At 63.7% G+C, this 20372-nt stretch carries 17 protein-coding genes and 3 tRNA genes; 15 read left to right on the forward strand and 5 right to left on the reverse strand.

Annotation, left to right across the window (positions count from 1 at the left end; genetic code table 11):
• Nucleotides 1–131 precede the first annotated feature (131 nt).
• From speA to RLO07_RS16100, 5 genes are all read left to right on the forward strand, one after another.
• Nucleotides 132–2057, forward strand: a complete 1926-nt coding sequence (speA, locus tag RLO07_RS16080; RefSeq protein ID WP_462293162.1) for a biosynthetic arginine decarboxylase — start codon at nt 132–134, stop codon at nt 2055–2057.
• A 27-nt stretch (nt 2058–2084) separates the two neighbouring features.
• Nucleotides 2085–3305 (forward strand): saccharopine dehydrogenase family protein, encoded by a 1221-nt coding sequence (locus tag RLO07_RS16085; protein WP_462293163.1) that lies wholly within the window; start codon nt 2085–2087, stop codon nt 3303–3305.
• 1 nt (nt 3306) lies between these two features.
• The gene (gene nspC / locus RLO07_RS16090) at nt 3307–4497 is read left to right on the forward strand and encodes a carboxynorspermidine decarboxylase (protein ID WP_462293164.1); all 1191 of its coding nucleotides are present in this window, start codon (nt 3307–3309) and stop codon (nt 4495–4497) included.
• 258 nt (nt 4498–4755) lie between these two features.
• A complete protein-coding gene (locus tag RLO07_RS16095; protein ID WP_462293165.1) occupies nt 4756–5163 on the forward strand; it encodes a bactofilin family protein in 408 nt (135 codons plus the stop codon).
• Between the two features lie 49 nt (nt 5164–5212).
• On the forward strand, nt 5213–5782 hold the full coding sequence (locus RLO07_RS16100) for a hypothetical protein (RefSeq protein WP_462293166.1): 570 nt from the start codon (nt 5213–5215) through the stop codon (nt 5780–5782).
• Here the strand turns inward: RLO07_RS16100 and acnB are convergent.
• Entirely contained in the window at nt 5769–8387 is a 2619-nt protein-coding gene (gene acnB, locus RLO07_RS16105; RefSeq protein ID WP_462293167.1) for a bifunctional aconitate hydratase 2/2-methylisocitrate dehydratase, read from the reverse strand. The genes RLO07_RS16100 and acnB overlap by 14 nt on opposite strands.
• A 197-nt stretch (nt 8388–8584) precedes the next feature.
• Between acnB and RLO07_RS16110 the strand changes: the two genes are divergently transcribed.
• Nucleotides 8585–9055, forward strand: coding sequence for a DUF1289 domain-containing protein (locus tag RLO07_RS16110; protein WP_462293168.1), 471 nt, complete (start codon nt 8585–8587; stop codon nt 9053–9055).
• Complete coding sequence (locus RLO07_RS16115; RefSeq protein WP_462293169.1) at nt 9055–9705, forward strand: MiaE family protein; 651 nt, start codon at nt 9055–9057, stop codon at nt 9703–9705. The genes RLO07_RS16110 and RLO07_RS16115 overlap by 1 nt, the downstream gene beginning before the upstream one ends.
• 32 nt (nt 9706–9737) lie before the next feature.
• Here the strand turns inward: RLO07_RS16115 and RLO07_RS16120 are convergent, their stop codons facing one another.
• Entirely contained in the window at nt 9738–10454 is a 717-nt protein-coding gene (locus tag RLO07_RS16120; RefSeq protein ID WP_462293170.1) for a UDP-2,3-diacylglucosamine diphosphatase, read from the reverse strand.
• Nucleotides 10455–10468: 14 nt separating this feature from the next.
• The gene (locus tag RLO07_RS16125; RefSeq protein ID WP_462293171.1) at nt 10469–10966 is read right to left on the reverse strand and encodes a peptidylprolyl isomerase; all 498 of its coding nucleotides are present in this window, start codon (nt 10964–10966) and stop codon (nt 10469–10471) included.
• A gap of 161 nt (nt 10967–11127) precedes the next feature.
• On the opposite strand from RLO07_RS16125, the gene RLO07_RS16130 reads away from it, so the two are divergent.
• Together RLO07_RS16130 and cysS are read left to right on the forward strand one after the other, a co-directional pair.
• Nucleotides 11128–12804 (forward strand): glutamine--tRNA ligase/YqeY domain fusion protein, encoded by a 1677-nt coding sequence (locus RLO07_RS16130; RefSeq protein WP_462293172.1) that lies wholly within the window; start codon nt 11128–11130, stop codon nt 12802–12804.
• Nucleotides 12801–14177 (forward strand): cysteine--tRNA ligase, encoded by a 1377-nt coding sequence (gene cysS / locus RLO07_RS16135; RefSeq protein WP_462293173.1) that lies wholly within the window; start codon nt 12801–12803, stop codon nt 14175–14177. Before RLO07_RS16130 ends, cysS begins: the two co-directional genes overlap by 4 nt.
• Before the next feature lie 48 nt (nt 14178–14225).
• On the opposite strand, the gene folD is transcribed toward cysS, so the two are convergent.
• Nucleotides 14226–15071, reverse strand: a complete 846-nt coding sequence (folD, locus tag RLO07_RS16140) for a bifunctional methylenetetrahydrofolate dehydrogenase/methenyltetrahydrofolate cyclohydrolase FolD (RefSeq protein WP_462293174.1) — start codon at nt 15069–15071, stop codon at nt 14226–14228.
• A 184-nt stretch (nt 15072–15255) separates the two neighbouring features.
• On the opposite strand from folD, the gene RLO07_RS16145 reads away from it, so the two are divergent.
• The 3 genes from RLO07_RS16145 to RLO07_RS16155 all read left to right on the forward strand — a co-directional run bounded on the left by RLO07_RS16145 (nt 15256) and on the right by RLO07_RS16155 (nt 16520).
• A tRNA-Pro gene (locus tag RLO07_RS16145) sits at nt 15256–15332 on the forward strand.
• Nucleotides 15333–15384: 52 nt separating this feature from the next.
• A tRNA-His gene (locus tag RLO07_RS16150) sits at nt 15385–15460 on the forward strand.
• 40 nt (nt 15461–15500) lie between these two features.
• Nucleotides 15501–16520 (forward strand): glycosyltransferase family 2 protein, encoded by a 1020-nt coding sequence (locus RLO07_RS16155; protein WP_462293175.1) that lies wholly within the window; start codon nt 15501–15503, stop codon nt 16518–16520.
• On the opposite strand, the gene RLO07_RS16160 is transcribed toward RLO07_RS16155, so the two are convergent.
• The gene (locus RLO07_RS16160) at nt 16481–17755 is read right to left on the reverse strand and encodes a glycosyltransferase family 4 protein (protein ID WP_462293176.1); all 1275 of its coding nucleotides are present in this window, start codon (nt 17753–17755) and stop codon (nt 16481–16483) included. The two genes, RLO07_RS16155 and RLO07_RS16160, sit on opposite strands and share 40 nt — an antisense overlap.
• Nucleotides 17756–17871: 116 nt before the next feature.
• Here RLO07_RS16160 and RLO07_RS16165 point away from each other — a divergent pair.
• From RLO07_RS16165 to RLO07_RS16175, 3 genes are all read left to right on the forward strand, one after another.
• Nucleotides 17872–17948, forward strand: a tRNA-Arg gene (locus RLO07_RS16165).
• Nucleotides 17949–18029: 81 nt separating this feature from the next.
• The gene (locus tag RLO07_RS16170) at nt 18030–18983 is read left to right on the forward strand and encodes a UDP-glucuronic acid decarboxylase family protein (RefSeq protein ID WP_462293177.1); all 954 of its coding nucleotides are present in this window, start codon (nt 18030–18032) and stop codon (nt 18981–18983) included.
• Nucleotides 18984–20363: a lipopolysaccharide biosynthesis protein gene (locus RLO07_RS16175; RefSeq protein ID WP_462293178.1), complete on the forward strand. Its 1380-nt coding sequence runs from the start codon at nt 18984–18986 to the stop codon at nt 20361–20363.
• The last annotated feature ends 9 nt before the right edge of the window (nt 20364–20372 follow it).

A 20372-nucleotide genomic window follows, 5' to 3' on the forward strand; every position in this document is an offset into this window, starting at 1 on the left:
GCGTTTGCGCCGCAGCGGCCTAAAATCGGCGCCGTTTCCACGACTCACACGACCCATGCCAGTTGCCAGCAACAGCTGCACCTGAAGGCACGATTGCCTCCTTGTGCATTGACCCTGAACACGGGAGGATCATGACAGACTCAGCGCAGCCCGCAGCGGGCTGGAGCGTCACCGACAGCGCCGAACTCTACGGCATCAACGCCTGGGGTGCCGGATACTACAGTATCGGGGACAGCGGCCACGCCCAGGTGACGGTCAATTCCGATGCGGGCCAGGTCAGCGTGTCGCTGATGGACATTGTTGCCGGGATGCGTGCGCGCAATCTGGAAATGCCCGCGGTGCTGCGTATCCGCAACGTGTTGGACCACCGCATAAAAGTGCTCAATGAAGCATTTGCGGATGCCATTGCCAAGGGCGGTTACCAAAACGTCTACCGCGGCGTATTCCCGATCAAGGTCAACCAGCAGTGTCACGTGATCGAGGAGATTGCCGATTACGGCACCCGCTATCACCACGGTTTCGAGGCCGGCAGCAAGGCCGAGCTTACCATCGCCCTGAGCCAGTTGCGCGACACCGAAAGCCTGGTGGTCTGCAATGGTTACAAGGACTCGGAGTTCATCGACCTGGGCCTCTACGCGCGGCGCATGGGTTACCCCTGTTTCTTCGTGCTGGAGTCGGTCAGCGAACTGCGCATGATCATCGAGCGCAGCCGGGCCCTGGACGTCGAGCCGCTGATTGGCGTGCGCATGAAGAGCTCGGTGAAAGTGGATGGTCACTGGAGCCAGGACAGCGGCGACCGCTCAATCTTCGGCCTCTCTACCCCCGCGCTGATCACCGTTGTCGACGAGCTGCGTGCGGCTGGCATGCTGCACTGCCTGCAGATGCTGCACTGCCACCTGGGCTCCCAGGTACCCAATATCCGCAACGTCCGCAACGGCGTGCTGGAGGCCTGCCGCTTCTATGCCGGACTGGTGGAGGAGGGCGCGGCCATGGGTTATCTCGACCTCGGCGGCGGCCTGGCGGTGGATTACGAGGGAGCCCGCACCAACAGCACCCACTCGATGAACTACCAGCTGGAAGAATACTGCGCCAACATTGTCGAGAGTATTCGCGACACCTTCGACCCGCTGGGGATACCGCACCCGATCATTGTCTCGGAGTCCGGCCGCGCCACCGTGGCTTATTCCTCACTGCTGCTGTTCAATGTATTGGACGTTCGAACCTGGGAGCCGCAGCACATTCCCGAGGTGTTGCCGGAAAATTGCAACGAGACCCTGCGCCATATCCGCGAAGTGCTGGATGTGGTGGGGCGCGATAACTTCCAGGAGTGCTATAACGACGCCCTGTTCTATCGCGATGAGATCCGCGAGATGTTCCAGCACGGTCAGGCAACCCTGCGCGAACGCGCCCTGGCGGATGACATCTGCCTCGCGGTACTGCAGCGCATCGTGGTCATGCTGCCGGAGCTGACACGGGTGCCGCCGGAGCTGGAGAATCTGCCGGAGCTGCTGTCGGACATCTATTACTGCAACTTCAGCCTGTTCCAGTCGCTGCCGGATATCTGGGCCATTGACCAGGTATTCCCGATCATGCCCCTGCACCGGTTGCAGGAGGAGCCCGCTCGGCGTGGCATGCTCGCGGACCTCACCTGCGATTGCGACGGCAAGATCGACAAGTTTTCCCTGCCTGCAGGTGCCAGCAGCACCCTGCCACTGCACGACCTGCGCGAAGATGAAGACTACACCCTGGGGGTATTCCTGGTCGGTGCCTATCAGGAGACCCTGGGGGACCTGCACAACCTGTTTGGTGATACCAACGTGGTCAGCGTCAGCGTCAATGCCGACGGCAGTTTTGACTTCGTGCGCGAGTTCCACGGCGACAGCATCGCCGATGTACTGAGCTACGTGGAATACGAACCCAAGCACATGCAGGAACAATTCCGCCAGGTGGCGGAAAACGCGGTGCGCAGCGGCCGCATTTCCGTGGCCGAACGCCAGGAAATCCTGCGTGCCTTCCGCGACAGCCTGCAGGGCTACACTTACTTCGAACACCACTGAATCAGGTGGCAGTAAAGGAGCAATGACATGTCCAAAGTAGTGATTATCGGCGCCGGCGGCGTCGGCGCCGTGGTCGCACACAAGTGCGCGCAGCTGACGGAAGTGTTCAGTGAGATTGTGCTGGCCAGCCGTACCGAGTCCAAGTGCAAGGCCATCGCCGCCCAGGTCTCGCGGCCGATCCGCACCGCCCGGGTGGACGCGGATGACGTCGCCGAGCTCACTGCCCTGCTCAAGGCCGAGCAGCCGGCGTTGGTGATCAATGTGGCGCTGCCGTATCAGGACCTGACCATCATGGACGCCTGCCTGGCGGCGGGCGTACACTACCTCGACACCGCCAACTATGAGCCGCAGGACACGGCGAAATTCGAGTACCACTGGCAGTGGGCCTACCAGGACAGATTTCGTGACGCTGGCCTGACCGCGATCCTCGGCAGCGGCTTTGACCCGGGCGCCACCAACATTTTCACCGCCTACCTGGCCAAGCACTACTTCGACGAGATCAGCGAGCTGGACATCATCGACGTCAACGGCGGCGATCACGGCTATCCCTTCGCCACCAATTTCAACCCCGAAATCAATATCCGCGAAGTCAGTGCCGAGTGTCGGCACTGGGAGCATGGTGAGTTTGTCACCACGCCGCCCATGTCCAAGCAGGCGCGCTTCGAGTGCCCGGAGGAGGTTGGCGCCTACAACATCTATCGCATGTACCACGAAGAGCTGGAATCCCTGAGCAAGCACTTTCCGGGGCTCAAGCGCGCTCAGTTCTGGATGAGTTTCTCGGAAAACTACCTCACGCACCTGGAAGTGCTGCGCAACGTGGGCATGACCGGCATTGAACCAGTGGAATTCCAGGGCCACAAGATTGTGCCTATCCAGTTCCTGGCGTCCCTGCTGCCGGACCCCTCCACCCTGGGGCCACGGACAAAGGGCAAGACCTGCATCGGCTGTATCGTGCGCGGGAGCAAGGACGGCAAGGAGCGGGTGATGTACCTGTACAACATCGCCGACCATCAGGAATGCTTCCGCGAGGTGCAGTCGCAGGCCATTTCCTATACTACCGGGGTGCCGGCGGTAATCGGCGCCAAGATGATCCTCGAGGGTCACTGGCGCGAGCCCGGCGTCTGGAACGTGGAGCAGCGCGACCCGGACCCCTTCATGGCGGACATGAACCGCTATGGCCTGCCCTGGACCGTGGTGGAGCTGGATCCGTCCTTCCGTCTGGACGTGGTCAAGGGCCAGGATATCTAGGGTGCAGATTTTCCAGTTCACGGATTTCAGCAAGCTGGACCTCGTGCGCCTGCCGTCCCCGTGCTACGTGGTGGACGAGGTGGCGGTGGAGCGCAACCTGGGGATCCTCAGGCAGGTGGCCGATGCCAGCGGTGCGAAAGTGCTGGCGGCGCTGAAAGCCTTTTCCTGCTGGCGCCTGGGGGACCTGACCGCGCGCTACCTGCACGGCAGCTGCGCCAGCGGCCTGCACGAGGCGCGCCTCGGCCATGAGTACTATCGCGGCCCGGACCAGAGCGGCGAAGTGCACGTATTCGGCGCTGGCTATCACGAAGCGGATCTGCGCGAGATCCTGCAGATAGCCCACCACGTGGTCTTCAACAGCTGTGCCCAGTGGGTCCGGTTTCGGTCGCTGTGCCTCGCGGCACAGCGTGCACGGCCGGCGCTGCGCTTCGGCTTGCGCATCAACCCGGAGCACTCCGAGGGCGACGTACCCATCTATGACCCCTGTGCACCGGGCTCGCGGCTGGGGATTCCGCGCTCGCAGCTGGACGTCAGTACCCTCGAGGGGATTAGCGGCCTGCATTTTCACACCCTCTGTGAACACGATTTCCCTCCACTGCAGCGAACCCTGGCGGCGGTGGAGGAAAAATTCGGCGACCTGCTGCCGCAGATGGAATGGGTCAATTTTGGCGGCGGCCATCACATTACCCGTCCCGGTTACCAGATCGACGACTTGGTGGCCTGCATCCGCGACTTTGCCAGCCGCTACGCGGTGCAGGTCTACCTGGAGCCGGGGGAGGCGGTCGCCATCGGCACCGGCGTGCTGGTCACCGAAGTGCTGGACCTGACCTGGAATGCCCTGGACCAGGCCATTCTCGACTGTTCCGCCACCTGCCATATGCCGGACACCCTGGAGATGCCCTACCGGCCGGAGCTCATGGGGGCCGGGGAGGCGGGCGAACTGGGCCACAGCTACCGCCTCGGTGGGCTCACCTGCCTCGCCGGTGACGTGATCGGCGACTACAGCTTCCCCGCGCCCCTGCAGATCGGCCAGCGGCTGGTGTTCAGGGACATGGCGCACTACACCATGGTCAAGACCAGCACCTTCAACGGTACCCGGCTGCCGGCCATCGTGCTCTGGAACTCGGCAACCGATACCCTGGAAACTGTCCGCGAGTTCGGCTACGAGGATTTCCGCACCCGCCTGAGCTGATGGGGCACGCCTAGTGGCGCACGGCCAGTGGCGCACGGCCAGTGGGGGAAAAGTCCAGATACCTGAGGGGAGCGCTTTCACAGTATCCCCGGCCCTGCTACGATTGCCCATCCCCACACGTATCAAGGTGGCGATCCGATGTTTGATCGAAACAGAAACAAACCGCCGGCGGAAGCGCCCGCACCCGAACCGGTCGCGGCGCCGCGCGCGCCCGCAGACCAGAACACGCCGCAACCTGCCGCCACGAGGAACACCGCGATGATTGGACCGAGCATTCATATCAAGGGCACCGTGAGCGGAGGCGAGGATCTGCTGATCCAGGGCAAGGTCGAAGGCACTATCGACCTTGGGGACCACGAAGTCTCCGTCGGCCAGTCCGGCAAGGTGACTGCGGATATCAAGGCCAAGATCGTGAAGATCGAGGGCGAAGTGGCCGGTGATGTCACCGGCAGTGAGAAGGTGGTCATCGCCAAGTCCGGCAGGGTTCGGGGCAATATTATCGCGCCGCGGGTTACCCTTGAAGATGGCGCCATCTTCAAGGGCAGCATCGACATGGATCCGGGTGACACCCGCACTGCACAGTCCCCACCCAAGGTCGAGAAGCCCGCTGCCACTGCCGGGGATGCGAGCAAGCAGAGTCCGGGACTGGATCTGAAACACGGTTGAGTCCCATGCCCCGAGTCTCCCTCGGCCCGGCATCGCGCCTGCCCGGACAGTGACCCCGCAGAGCCAGGCTTCGCAGCTGCTGGCGTCGGTACTGCAGCGCGCCGGGGAAGGGGAGCGGGTCACGGTGCTGGACGTCGGCCCGGCACTGCCGGAAACGGTGGCATTCTTTGCCGCTGCACCCTGCACCCTGCACATTGCGGATCTTTTCCGCGACCTGCCGTTACTGCCCGAGGAAGACGGTATCACCTATCTTGAGCAGTTTCGGGCGTTGCTGCCCCTGGCGCCAGAGACCCGCTTCGACATCTGCCTGTTCTGGGATCTGTTCAACTACCTGCCCGAGGCAGCCGCCAGAGCGCTGCTCCAGCTGCTGAGGCCGCACCTGCACCCGGGCACTCGCGGCCACGCCTTCAGCGTCCACAAGCGCGGTGCGCCAGAGGATTCACGGATTCACGGTATACGCAGCGCAGACACCCTGACCCTGCGGGCCAGACGGCAGCCGCTTGCCGGCTACGCGCCCATGCCCCAGGCCCGGTTGCAGGAAGTGCTGGCCGACTTCCGCTTCGAGCGCAGCGTACTGCTCGCGGATAGCCGGCTGGAACTGCTGCTCAGGCGGCGCTGACCACGTCGACCTGCACCGCGGCGATGCGCTTGCCTTCCTCGGCGCTGTGCTGGAACTCCACAATCTGGTCGAAGTTCATGTAGCGGTAGATTTCCGCTGACATCGCATCGAGCTTGCTGGCGAACTGCAGGTATTCCTCCGGGGTCGGCAGCTTGCCCAGAATCGCCCCCACTGCCGCCAGTTCCGCCGACGTCAGGTAGACGTTGGCACCGTCGCCGAGGCGGTTGGGGAAATTGCGGGTGGAGGTGGAAAGCACCGTGCTGTTCGCCGCCACCCGGGCCTGGTTGCCCATGCACAGAGAGCAGCCGGGCATCTCGGTGCGCGCGCCGGCGCGACCGAAGATGTTGTAGTAACCCTCTTCCATCAACAGATGCTGGTCCATCCGCGTGGGGGGGGAAATCCACAGGCGGGTGGAGAGGCTGCCCTTGTGCTGCTCCAGCAGCTTGCCGGCGGCGCGGAAGTGGCCGATGTTGGTCATGCAGCTGCCGATGAACACTTCATCGACCTTGTCGCCGGCGACGTCGGAGAGCAAACGCGCATCATCCGGGTCGTTGGGGGCGCAGACGATGGGCTCCTTGACCTCTGCCAGGTCGATTTCGATCACTGCGGCGTACTCCGCGTCGGCATCGGCCTGCATCAGGCTGGGGTTGGCCAGCCATTCTTCCATCTTGCTGGCCCGGCGCTCGAGGGTGCGGGCGTCACCGTAGCCCTCGGCAACCATTGCCCGCAGCAGCACCACATTGGAACGCAGGTACTCGGCGATGGTGTCCTCGTCCAGGGCGATGGTGCAGCCGGCAGCGGAACGCTCGGCGGAGGCATCCGACAGCTCGAAGGCCTGTTCCACAGTCAGGCCGGACAGGCCTTCGATCTCCAGGATACGACCGGAGAAGATGTTCTTCTTCCCCTTTTTCTCCACCGTCAGCAGGCCCTGCTGGATGGCGTAGTAGGGAATGGCGTGAACCAGGTCGCGCAGGGTGATGCCGGGTTGCATCTTGCCCTTGAAGCGCACCAGCACCGATTCCGGCATGTCCAGCGGCATCACCCCGGTGGCAGCGGCAAAGGCTACCAGGCCGGACCCCGCGGGGAAGGAAATGCCCATCGGGAAACGGGTGTGACTGTCGCCGCCGGTGCCGACAGTGTCGGGCAGCAGCATGCGGTTCAGCCAGCTGTGAATGATACCGTCGCCCGGGCGCAGGGAGACGCCGCCACGGGTCATGATGAAGTCCGGCAGGCTGTGCTGGGTGTCGATGTCCACCGGCTTCGGGTAGGCCGCGGTGTGACAGAAGGACTGCATCACCAGGTCGGTGGAGAAGCCCAGGCAGGCCAGGTCCTTGAGCTCGTCCCGGGTCATGGGGCCGGTGGTGTCCTGGGAGCCGACCGTGGTCATGCGCGGCTCGCAGTAGGTGCCGGGGCGCACGCCGTCGACGCCGCAGGCGTGGCCGACCATCTTCTGCCCCAGGGTAAAGCCCTTGCCGGTGTCGCCGGGCACTTCCGGGGTGCGGAACAAAGTGGAACGGGGCAGGCCGAGGGCTTCCCGGGCCCGGGTGGTAAGGCCGCGACCAATGATCAGGTTGATGCGGCCTCCGGCGCGGACTTCGTCCAGCAGCACATCGGACTTGAGTTCGAATTCTGACAGCACGGTACCGTCTTCGGCCAGGATCTTGCCGTCATAGGGGCGCACTTCAATCACGTCGCCCATGTTCAGGTCATCGACCGGGGCTTCAAACACCAGCGCCCCCGCGTCTTCCATGGTGTTGTAGAAGATCGGCGCTACCTTGCCGCCAATGCAGATGCCGCCACCCTTCTTGTTGGGGACCCCGGGCATTTCCTCACCGAAAAACCACAGCACCGAGTTGGTCGCGGACTTGCGCGAGGAGCCGGTGCCGACCACGTCGCCGACGAAGGCTACCGGCAGGCCCTTGGCCTGCAGCTCCGCTATCTGGCTCATGGGTCCGGTGACGCCGTGCTCTTCCGGGCTCAGACCGTCGCGGGTCATCTTGTACATGGCCAGCGCGTGCAGGGGAATGTCCGGGCGCGACCAGGCGTCGGGGGCGGGGGAGAGGTCGTCGGTGTTGGTTTCACCGGTGACCTTGAAGACTGCCACCTTGATCGATTCGGGCACATCCGGGCGGCTGGTAAACCATTCACCCTCGGCCCAGGACTCCAGGACTGCCCGGGCGTTGGCGTTGCCGGCCCTGGCCAGTTCATCCACGTCGTGAAAGGCGTCGAATACCAGCAGGGTGTGCTTGAGCTCGGTGGCCGCAAGGGCACCCAGTTCCGCGTCTGCCAGCAGGCCAACGAGGGTTTCAATATTGTAGCCACCGTGCATGTTGCCCAACAGCTTGACCGCGGCGGCGCGGTCGATCAGTTTGCACTCGGCCTCACCCTTGGCCACGGCAGAGAGGAACCCGGCCTTGACGTAGGCCGCCTCGTCCACGCCCGGGGGCACGCGGGTGCTGATGAGGTCGAGCAGGAAGTCTTCTTCGCCGGCGGGCGGATTCTTGAGGAGCTCTACCAGGGCGGCGACCTGTTCGGCGCTCAGGGGCTTGGGCGGAATATTCAGGGCGGCCCTTTCGGCCACGTGTTCACGATAGGCTTCTAGCACGGTAAAGCTCCTTGTTGCGGTGACGGGTGGCGCTGCGGGCAGGTCTGCTGGCTGCCTGTGCTGCGGTGGAAACTGGTGCGGCAGTATAGCCCAGCAGTGGGGCAAGATAAATCGGCGCACCGCTTATACCGTGCATTCAGGCGGTCGATGGCTTACACTTTCGGGCCGTGAATAGCCCCGTTTTTCCGCACCAGACTATGCTCAAGCCCGTCGTCAAGACACCCTGTATCGGGGTCTGCTCCACCGGCATCGGCGATGCCGTGTGTCGCGGCTGCAAGCGTTTCAGTCACGAAGTGATCCACTGGAATGGCTACACCCACGAACAGAAGCTGGCGATAGACGGACGCCTGGCGGACTTTCTCTCGCGCTGTGTCAGCAACAAGCTGGTGGTGGTCGATCACGCCCTGCTGAGGTGGCAGCTACAGGTGCAGCAGGTACGCCACAACGCCGACCACGATGAGTACTGCCAGGTATTCAGCCTGCTCAAGGCGGGCGCCGGGCAGATTGCGCGGAGCGAGGATTTTGGCTTCAGCGTCAATGCCGAATTTCGCAGTCTGGGCCTGCCGCGGTTGCGGGACCTGATAGACCAGGAGTTCTATATTCTCTCCGAGGCCCACTATGACCGCTACATGCGAACCCCGGACCTGTTCGGCGGAGAGGGGCATTGATGCAGCCTGAGACTGTGCTGGCACCGGTGCGTGCGTTTTTGCCCTGTGCCACGCCCCCGGCCTGGATCGAATGGGCGCTGGCAAACCCGGAACTGCTGCTGGTGGACCACGCCAACTGCGAGAAGAAAGCGGCATCCACCGCGCTGAACCTGATGTACCGCTACGTCGAGCAACCGCGCCTGCTGCAGAAGCTGTCGCGGCTGGCGCGGGAAGAGTTGCGCCATTTCGAGCAGGTGTTTGCTCTCATGCAAAAGCGCGGGATGGCCTATCCGCAGCTATCCGCGTCGCGCTACGCCGGTGAGTTGCGGCGGCAGGTGCGCGGCAACGAACCGGGTCGCCTGGTAGACACCTTGCTGGTGGGTGCCCTGATCGAAGCCCGCTCCTGCGAACGCTTCGCGGCGCTGATCCCGGTGCTGGACCCGGAGCTGGCGGATTTCTACAGTTCCCTGCTGAAATCCGAGGCGCGACATTTCGAGGATTACCTGGGGCTGGCCGCAGCGCTGGCGCCCGCGGCGGAGATCGAGGAACGGCTGGCCGCCCTGCGCAACTGTGAGGCGCGGCTGATCGAGAGTGTCGACAGTGAGTTCCGGTTCCACAGTGGCGTGCCGGCAGAAATGTTCGCCTCAGGTGTGGCGACCGTGCGCAAATAGATCTCGATACTGTTGCAGATTGTATTTATAACCTATTGTTTTATATCAAAATCTACCAAAGTGCAGCTGTCGGGCTTCACCTCCAGGTACCAGCCTTTCTGGTCCCAGTCACCCAGTACCCAGCGGGTGCCTGCGGCGTGATCGTGGCGCGCCGGCCGGTGGGTGTGGCCGTGGATCATCCGCTGCACCTCGTGGTCCAGCAGAGCGCGCTCCACCTCTTCCAGGGTTACATCCATGATGTCTTCGGCCTTGTTGCTGGTGGCCTCGCGGCTGCGATTGCGCAGCTCACGCGCCAGGGTCCGGCGCTCCTCCAGGGAGCGGGCCAGCAGTTCGGACTGCCAGGCCCTGGCACGTGTGGTCTTGCGGAAGGCCTGGTATTCGGTATCCCGGGTGCAGAGGCTGTCGCCGTGCAGGAGCAGGGTCGGCTCGCCATAGAGATTGACCACGCTGGGATCCCGCAGCAACTTGCCGCCCACGCGCTGGCAGAATTGCTTGCCGAGGAGGAAATCCCGATTGCCCTGCATCAGGTAGAGGCGCGGGCCGGCGGCGCTGAAGCGCGTGAGCATTTCTGCCACCTCCCGCACCAGTGGCGAGTCGTCATCATCACCAATCCAGGCCTCGAACAGGTCACCGAGGATATACAGAGCGTCGCAGTCCTGGTGCTCCAGCAGAAACCGGCGCAGGGCCCGGGTGGTACCAGGACGGGTCGCCTCCAGATGAAGATCGGCGATGAAATAGGTCGCGGGCACAGCGGCGGCCTGTCTCAGTCCTCAATGATTTCGACGGTCTCGATGATCACCGGCTCTTTCGGTACATCCTGGTGACCATTGCGGCTGGTCGTCGGGAGTGCGCGTATCTTGTTGAGCACTTCTTCGCCGGCGGTGACCTTGCCGAACACCGCGTAACCCCAGCCCTGGGCGTTCTTGCCACTGTGGTTGAGGAAATCATTGTCCTTCACGTTGATGAAGAACTGCGCCGTGGCGGAATGCGGATCCATGGTGCGGGCCATGGCGACGGTGCCGAAGTCGTTCTTGAGGCCGTTGTCGGCCTCGTTCTCAATCGGCGCGCCTGTCGGTTTCTGGCGCATCTCGGTGTCGAAACCGCCGCCCTGGATCATGAAGTTGTCTATGACCCGGTGGAAAATGGTGCCGTCATAGTACCCCTCGCGGGCATACTTGAGGAAATTGGCCACGGTGGCGGGAGCCTTTTCGGCGTCCAGGCTCAAAGTGATATCGCCGAAGGTCGTTTTGATGATTACCATGGTTAAAGTCGCCGCTGTCAAAAGAGTGCGCAATGATACGGACTTTTCCCGGCCAGTAAAACACAGCGTGCGGCAGAACTGCCCGCCACTGGGCGCAAAGTCCTGTAAGGGCTCCGCATCAGGCAGTATAATGCCCGGTTTTTGGAGCCGACCCGGACCGCATGGACATCAAGCCCGCCAACAACTTTCTCCAGACTCTCATCGCCGACGACCTCAGGAGCGGCCGCGTGCAGGAGGTGGTCACCCGCTTTCCGCCGGAGCCCAATGGCTACCTGCACGTGGGTCACGCCAAGTCCATCTGCCTGAACTTTGGCCTGGCGGAGCGTTTCGGCGGTCGCTGCAACCTGCGCTTTGACGACACCAACCCGGAAAAGGAGAGCCAGGAATTCATCGAATCCATCCAGGCCGACGTGCGCTGGCTGGGCTACCAATGGGCGGGCGAAGTGCGCTACGCCTCCAGCTATTTCCAGCAGTTCTACGACTGGGCCGTGCACCTGGTGCGCAATGGCGACGCCTATGTCTGCGAACTCAATGCCGAGCAGGCCCGGGAATACCGCGGCACCCTGACCGAGCCGGGGCGCAACAGTCCCTATCGTGAGCGCAGCGTCGAGGACAACCTTGACCTGCTGACGCGGATGCGGGCCGGGGAGTTCGACGAGGGCAGCAAGGTCCTGCGGGCGAAAATCGACATGGCCGCGCCCAACATGAACCTGCGCGACCCCATTCTCTACCGTATCCGCAAGGCCGCTCACCACCAGACCGGCAGCGAGTGGGCCATCTACCCCACCTATGATTTTGCCCACGGCCAGGAGGATGCCATCGAGGGCGTCACCCACTCCATCTGCACGCTGGAATTCGAGGACCACCGGCCCCTGTACGACTGGTTTATCGAGCACTTGCCGGTACCCTCGCGCCCGCGCCAGTACGAGTTCGGGCGCCTGAACCTCAACTACACCGTCACCAGCAAGCGCAAGCTCAAGCAGCTGGTGGACGAGGGCGTTGTCGACGGCTGGGACGATCCGCGCATGCCGACCATCGCCGGCATGCGTCGCCGCGGCTTTACCCCCGCCGCGATCCGCACTTTCTGCGACATGATCGGGGTCACCCGCAGTGACGGCGTGGTGGACGTGGCGATGCTGGAGCACGCCATCCGCGACGACCGCAACGAGAACGCGCCGCGGGCCCTGTGCGTGCTGCATCCGCTGAAACTGGTGCTGACGGACCTGGCGCCGGACCACCGCCAGGTGCTGACTGCCCCGGCGCACCCGACCCGCGAAGACCTGGGTAGCCGGGAACTGCCGTTTACCCGCGAGCTGTACATCGATGCCGATGATTTCCGCGAGGAGGCGAACAAGAAGTACAAGCGCCTGGTGCTGGGCAAGCGGGTGCGGCTGCGCAATGCCTGCGTGGTGGAGGCCACGGAGGTGGTCAAGGACACCGCCGGCAATATCACCGAAGTGCACGCGGTGACCATCCCCGACACCTTTGGCGAGGACCCTGCGGACGGGATCAAGCCCAAGGGCGTGATCCAGTGGGTATCCGCCAGTGCCGGGCGCCGTGCCACCGTGCGCCTCTATGACCGCCTGTTCACCCACGAGGCGCCGGATCGCGGCGACAACGCGTTCATGGACTTTCTCAACCCGGATTCGCTCAAGGTCGTGACCGATGCCTGGATCGAGCCGTCGCTGGCAGACGCCGCCCCCGAGCAGGGTTTCCAGTTCGAGCGCGAGGGTTACTTCGTCGCCGACCGCTACCAGCATACGCCGGAGCAGCCGGTGTTCAATCGCACCATCGGCCTGCGTGACACCTGGAACGCGGGCGGCGGTGACCAGGCATGAGTATTACTGTCTACAATACCCTGAGCGCACGCAAGGAGCCCTTCGTGTCGCTGCAGCCCGACAGCGTCACCATGTACGTGTGCGGACCCACGGTCTACAACCTCGCCCATATCGGCAATGCCCGTCCGGTCGTGGTGTTTGATGTGCTGTTCCGGTTGTTGCAGACCCGGTACGGCAAGGTGACCTACGCCCGCAATATTACCGACGTCGACGACAAGATCATCGCCGCCGCCCGGGACACCGGTCGCAGCATCGATGAGGTCACCGCGGAATTCACCGTCAAATACCGGGAAGACATGGCCGCACTCAATGCGCTGCCGCCGACGCTGGAGCCCCACGCCACTCACAATATCGATGCCATGATCGCGCTCACCGAGACCCTGATTGAAAAGGGTCACGCCTACGAGAGCCAGGGGCACGTGCTGTTCGCGGTGGAGTCCATGCCCGATTACGGGCGCCTGTCCAAGCGCTCCCTGGATGACATGCTGGCTGGGGCGAGGGTGGAGGTGGCCGACTACAAGCGCCACCCGGGCGATTTCGTGCTGTGGAAACCGGCGGCGGCGGCCGATCCCGGCTGGGACAGCCCCTGGGGCCGGGGCCGGCCGGGCTGGCACCTGGAGTGCTCGGCCATGATTCGCGCCCACCTCGGAGAGACCATCGATATCCACGGCGGTGGCCGCGACCTGATCTTCCCCCATCACGAGAACGAGATCGCCCAGAGTCGCTGTGCCCACGGCGGCGACTATGTGCGCTACTGGATGCACAACGCCTACCTGGATATCGACGGTGAGAAAATGTCCAAGTCCCTGGGCAATTTCCGTACGGTTCGTGAACTGCTCGGCCACTACCGCGGCGAAGTACTGCGCTTTGCGCTGCTGTCGGCGCACTACCGCTCGCCGCTGAACTTTTCCGCGGAACTGCTGGACCAGGCCGAGGCCACCCTGGCCGCGTTCTACAATACCCTGCGCGCACTGCAGGACGTGCCGGCAGCTGGCAAAGTCGCCCTGGCCGAGGAGCCGTTCTACCGCGCCCTGGAGGATGACCTCAACACGCCGCTGGCGATTGCCGAGCTACACGCCCTGGCCAAGCAGCTGCACAAGGCACCCGCCGCTGAGCAGCCACTTCTCAAGGCGCGGCTGCTGGCGGCGGGAAAATTGTTGGGGATCCTGCAGCAGGATCCCGAGGAATGGCTGCAGGGCGGAGCGGGGGAGGAGAGCATCGACGCCGAGGCGATCGCCATGCTGGTCAATGAGCGCCAGCAGGCCAAGGCAGACAAGGACTATGCCCGCGCCGACGCCATTCGCGCAGAACTGCTGGCGGCCGGCGTAGAACTGGAGGATTCCCGCGAGGGAACGCGCTGGCGAAGGGTTTAAGCCGGAGCGCCCGTCGTCGGGGCTCGCAGTCACTGCCAGGCTTTGGCGTCAGCCCAGAGATTTTTCCCCGGACATGACACTCTGCAGGATCAGGGTGTTGATGGTCATGGGGCCGACGCCGCCCGGTACCGGTGTGTAGGCGCCGGCTTTCTCCGCCAGCGGCCCCAGTTCGATGTCGCCGACCCCGCCGGGATGATAGCCCGCATCCACGACCACCGCGCCGGGCTTGACCCAGTCGGCGCGGATGAACTCCGGCTTGCCCACGGCACCCACCAGAATATCCGCCTGCGCCACCAGTGATGGCAGGTCGCGGGTGCGCGAATGACAAATGGTGACTGTGGCATTCTTCTGCAGCAGCATCATCGCCATTGGCTTGCCGAGGATGGGGCTGCGGCCCACGACCACCGCGTGCTTGCCCTCGATGTCGATACCATAGTGTTCCAGGATACGCATGATGCCCTGGGGCGTGGCGCAGCCATAGGCATTCTCGCCCATGGCCATGCGGCCAAAGCCCAGGCAGGTGACGCCGTCGACATCCTTTTCCAGGGCAATGGCGTCGAAGCAGGCGCGCTCGTCGATCTGCGGCGGCACCGGGTGCTGCAGCAGGATGCCATGCACATCCGGATTGGTGTTAAGTTCCCGAATTTTCGCCAGCAGGGTCTCGGTGCTGGTGGCGGCAGGCAGTTCCACCGCCAGCGATTCCATGCCCACGCGGCGGCAGGCATTGCCCTTCATTCTCACATAAGTGGCGGACGCAGGGTCGTCGCCGACCAGGATCGTGGCGAGAATAGGGGTCTTGCCCCCGGATCTGGCCTTGAGCTGCTCCACTCGCGCGAGCAGGTCGGCCTCGGTTTGGGCCGCGAGGGTCTTGCCGTCCAGAACCAGAGCTGACATGGGCTGTTTTCCTGTAGTGAGGGGTTGAGGAGGGCGCGTATTGTCCCACGCGGCATCTGCAAATGGGAGGGGCGCGGCGGCCGAAACTGGGGTAAAATCACCAATACGCCGTTGACGCCCCGGTGGGGGCTGAGTATGATGCGGCTCCTGAAAACGGGCGGCTCAACATGGCCCGCAGGATCATCGGGGTATAGCGCAGTCTGGTAGCGCGCCTGCTTTGGGAGCAGGATGTCGGGAGTTCGAATCTCTCTACCCCGACCAACTTTTGGCCACAGCTGTCAGGTTGGTACCACAGTTTTCAGACCACGCAGTGGTGGCCGTAGCTCACCTGGTAGAGCACCGGATTGTGACTCCGGAGGTAGCGGGTTCAAGACCCGTCGGCCACCCCACCCTTTCCTGATTCGATAGCAATGACGGGTGGCCCCCACCGTGAAACTGTCGGTTGTCATCAACAATTACAACTACGGCCGGTTCCTCGCCGACGCCATCGACTCGGCCCTTGCCCAGCTTGACCCCGATGATGAACTGGTGCTTGTAGATGACGGCTCGACAGATGACTCTGTGTCCATTCTGGACCGTTACCGCCACGATACCCGTCTCTGCATTATCCAGCAGCGCAACCAGGGCCAGCTCGCTGCAGTGCTCAATGGCATGGCGGCGGCGACCGGGGACCTGCTGGCACTGCTGGACAGCGACGACTATTTCCTGCCCGGCTATCTCGACCGCCTGCGCCTGCTGGGGCGTGAACACCCCGACGTCGGCATGTTTTTTTCCGCAGCCGTGCCGGGTGGCGCCCCGGCCGAACAGGTGCAGGCGATGCAGCAGCTGCTGGCGCGTATTGCCATTCCGGAAGGACCTACCGGGCCCAGCCGCTGGTCGACCCTGATTGGAGGGGAATTTCTCGGTACACCGACGTCGGGCCTGGCCTTCAGCCGTCCCTTGGTGGAACGTTTACTTGCGGTGCGCCGGCATTTTTCCGACGAGTGCCCGCTTGACGCACGTGCATTGCGCCTGCTGCGGGTCAATCCGCAAAGCCACGCCACAACGCGACTGTCTGCGGATGGGGTGCTGGTGCGTGCGGCGTCCGTGGCAGGCGCACTTAAATACAGTTGCGCGACGCCGGGCTTCCATTATCGGATTCACGGCACCAATGCATTCGCGATGATGAACCACCTGGCGCGACGCTACATTGATCTCAAGCGTCGTCAGCGCATGGCGCAGATGCTGGCCCTGGCTTTCGACCTGCGGCAGCGCCCGCGACTGGAGGAACTGCGAGCCGAAATCCACCAGCGTAGCGGCGCAAGCAGACTGCGTCGGCGCATGCGCCTGGCGCTTAACTACTGTTATGCCCTGTTGCTTGCCGAAGGTTCACTGTCGGGGCGGCTGGCGTCAGTCGCTGCATTGCCGGCTCAGTGGCTGCTGCCGTCATCTGCCCGCAAGCGCCGGTAGAATTTCCGCAACAAGCGTCCCGGCAGGCGGCGCCAGGGTTCGTAGCCTGTGGTGTAGCGCAGCCAGGCAAGCCCTCTCTGCCTTTGCAACAGCCAGCGCGAGACCGGGTCCAGTGATCCGCGCACCCGCTTCATCATCTGCAGTGGCTCGGGCGTGGCCGGTGCCTCCAGGGGCGGGGTTGTGGCCGCCAGCGCGAGTCGTGCAACGCTGCGGTGGTCATAGGCAGCCGCGATGTGTGCCCGGCCCTGGCGCCCCAGTTTTTGGCGCAGGCCAGGATCGTCGATCAGCTCTTGCAGCGCGGCCTCCAGTGCCCGGCGGGTGGCAACCACCGCGCCACCGACCCCGTCCGCCACCACTTCGATCTGGGAATTGTCCTGCCAGGGCGTGGCGAAGGTGACCACTGGCGTTTCGCAGAGCTGCGCCTCCGCCAGTACCATGCCGAAACTCTCGCCAAGATCGGAAATCGCCACAAAGATATCGATCGCGGAGTAGCAGTCACACAGTGCAGCATCCCCCTCGATGCGGTCGATGACCACGATATCCTCGCGCCAGCGGGAGCGGGCAATACCCCGCAGGATAGCGGGCGGCGGGTTCACCACCAGCAACCTGAGGCGAGGGTGCTGCCGGCGCAGGCGATTGAACGTGTCGATCAGCAGCGGCGACCACTTGCCATCGAAGGACTGCCCGATACGCCCCAGCAGGATGTCATCAGGTTGCAGTCCCTGCGTTGCGCGAAAGTCCCGGCGCGCATGCTCTGCCGAGCGGGTGAAGGCAGCGATCTTTACGGGGTAGGGCACCACCGAGACCGGGCAAGCCGCCCCGGCGCGGCGCATGTAGCGCCAGAGGCACCACTGGGCGAGCTGCAAGCTCAGCTGCAGCCGGCCGGCCCAGGGGCTGGGAATGGAAAAGACGTTGGTCTCCACCATCCGGGCAGCGGGGAAACTCCTTTCGATCAGTTCGAACTCCGCCAGCGTCAGCAGATGCGAATGCAGGTGCACCAGCTGCGGCTGCCATTGCAGCAGCGATATCCGGTCAGCACTGTCCAACAGGCAATACACTGGCAGGCCTGCGGCTTCCAGCTCCCCGCGTCGCAGGCCGTCCTCGCGGGTGTAGAGAACCCGCGAGTCCAGGCCATTGGCCTGATAACCCTCGGCAAAATTTTGCGCCGCGCGCTGGGTACCGCCCTTTTCCAGCGAATACACGACGGTCAGAATTCGCTGAATTGGATCAGTCATAGCGAGTGAACAGCGCTCTCGTTCGCGGCTGGTAGCGACAATGCCGGAATACTGCCACAGATTGCGGGCATGCTGTAGGTCACGCTGGAGCAGTGCTATACTCGCCGCCGCGTCCCGGGGGTATAGCTCAGCTGGATAGAGCAACGGCCTTCTAAGCCGTAGGTCGAGGGTTCGAGTCCTTCTGCCCCCGCCACTTAAATTGGGTGCTGTACCGGAGACATCCTTTCCAGTCATACAGGTAACGCCTCGTACTTGTCCGGTCAGGAACAAAATCATGCAGCAGGCTTTACGCAAACGGATCCTCGTCACTGGTGGTGCCGGCTTTATCGGTAGTCATCTCTGCGAACGATTGCTGGAGTTCGGCCACGATGTGCTTTGCGTGGATAACTTTTTTACCGGCACACGCGATAACGTCCTGCATCTGCTGGACAATCCCCATTTCGAGCTGCTGCGTCACGATGTGACTTTTCCTCTTTACGTGGAAGTGGACGAGATCTACAACCTCGCCTGTCCGGCGTCGCCGGTGCACTATCAGCGCGACCCGGTACAGACCACGAAAACCAGCGTCCACGGCGCCATCAATATGCTGGGGCTGGCGAAACGGCTGCGGGCAAAGATACTGCAGGCCTCCACCAGCGAGGTCTACGGCGACCCCGAGGTGCATCCCCAGCCGGAGGCCTATTGGGGCCGGGTCAATACCGTTGGCCCCCGAGCCTGCTATGACGAGGGCAAGCGCTGCGCAGAAACGCTGTTCTTTGACTACCATCGCCAGCATGGCCTGCGCATCAAAGTGGCAAGAATCTTCAATACCTACGGTCCGCGAATGCAGCCCAACGATGGCCGGGTGGTTTCCAACTTTATTGTCCAGGCCCTGCGCGACGAACCCATCACACTTTATGGCGATGGCCGGCAGACACGCTCTTTCTGTTACGTCGACGACCTGGTGGAGGGACTGATACGCCTGATGGCCACGACCGACGACGTCACCGGGCCGGTGAACCTGGGCAACCCGCAGGAGTTCACTATTTGTGAACTGGCAATGCAGGTGCTGGCCGAGACCGGCACCGGGTCAGAACTGATCCATGAGCCCTTGCCGGAAGATGATCCCCGGCAGCGCCAGCCGGATATCCGCCTGGCGCGGGAGCTGCTGGATTGGCAGCCGCGCGTCGCGCTGGCACAGGGCTTGGCACATACGGTCAGGTATTTCCGCGAGCGCACCGGGGCCTGAGTGACCGCTGGCGAGCACGGCAGGGACGTACCAGACAGGCGCAGCTGGCGAGACCGCCTGACGCCGGACTGGTTGTTCGGGGACGTGGCCCGGGCCGGGGTGCTGGTGGGGGCCGTGCAGGGCGTCGGCCTGCTACTGGTCTTCCTGTTGCAGATCCTGCTGGCGCGACTCATCGCCGACCCCAGTGCCTACGGTCTCTATGTCTGGGGGCAAAATCTGCTGTTTCTTGTCGGCGGCGTACTGGCCATGGGGCTGCCCATTGTCGCCGGCCGCCACATGGCGGTTCAGGTTCAGCGCGGGGATCGACGCGCCCAGGGCGCTGTTTTGAGGCGGGCACTGGCATTGATCGCACTGGCTTCAGTGCTGATATTTGCCCTGGGTAGACTGCTGTTGTGGCAGTTGCCACCGACTATTACCGTGGCTCCGGATATCGCCTTGCTGGCGCTGTTGGGCGCGCCTCTCGCCGCTACCACGCTCCTGTACCAGGGTCTGAGCCGTGCCCGTGGCCATACAGTGAGTGCGTTCCTCCCCTACCAGGTTCTGCGGCCCCTGTTTACCGCGGTCCTGGCCCTCGCTGCCGTGGTAGTTGCCGGGCCCCGCCTCAGCGCGATCGAGGCCCTGCTGGCCGTGGTCAGCGGACTGGCGCTGGTACACGGTGTGCAATGGCGGCTGGGCCGGCGGCCGCCGCGCGCGCCTGTGGCGCCGTCGACCGCGGATGAAGTCGCGGTACCAGGGTTGAGCCGCCTGCTCCGAGAGGGACTGCCGGTGTTCGGTGCCAGCGCCTGTGGACTGGTGATGACCTACGCCAACACCCTGGCGGTGGGTGTGCTCGCGGGCCCCGCCGCGGCAGGTGCGTTCTTTATTGCCGAGCGCCTGGCCCAGCTCGCGTCTACGCCCGCAGTGGTCGCGAGCGCCGTTATTCAGCCCTGGCTGGCGACCGCGCACGCCAGCCACAACCGGGGCCGCCTGCAGGCGGTAGTTACCCAGGCCGCACATATCGGTCTCTGGCCGACCCTGGTGCTCGCTGCGGGGGTTTGGCTCTGCTCTGAATTCCTGCTGCATTTGTTTGGCGCGGCATTTCTGCACGCCCAGCCTATCCTGGGGGCGCTGCTGTTGGGACGGCTGATTGGCGTTGCGCTCGGCCCCGCCCAGATCCTGCTGCTGATGACCGGGCACCAGGGGCCTGCACTTCGGGTCAGTGCCTTTGCCGCGCTCAGTCATCTGCTGCTGCTGGTCTGGCTGGTACCGATCTGGGGCGCCGTTGGGGCGGCGTTGACCAGCGTGGCCAGTAGTCTGCTGATCAATACTGGCTGTCTGGTGCTGGTATGGCGGCGCCTGGGCCTACAGGGGACGATTCTGGCCACACGGCGACGCGGGTAGATAGATGAC

Origin of the sequence: Haliea sp. (assembly GCF_040221975.1) — a bacterium.
Classification (GTDB): Bacteria; Pseudomonadota; Gammaproteobacteria; order Pseudomonadales; family Halieaceae; genus Haliea.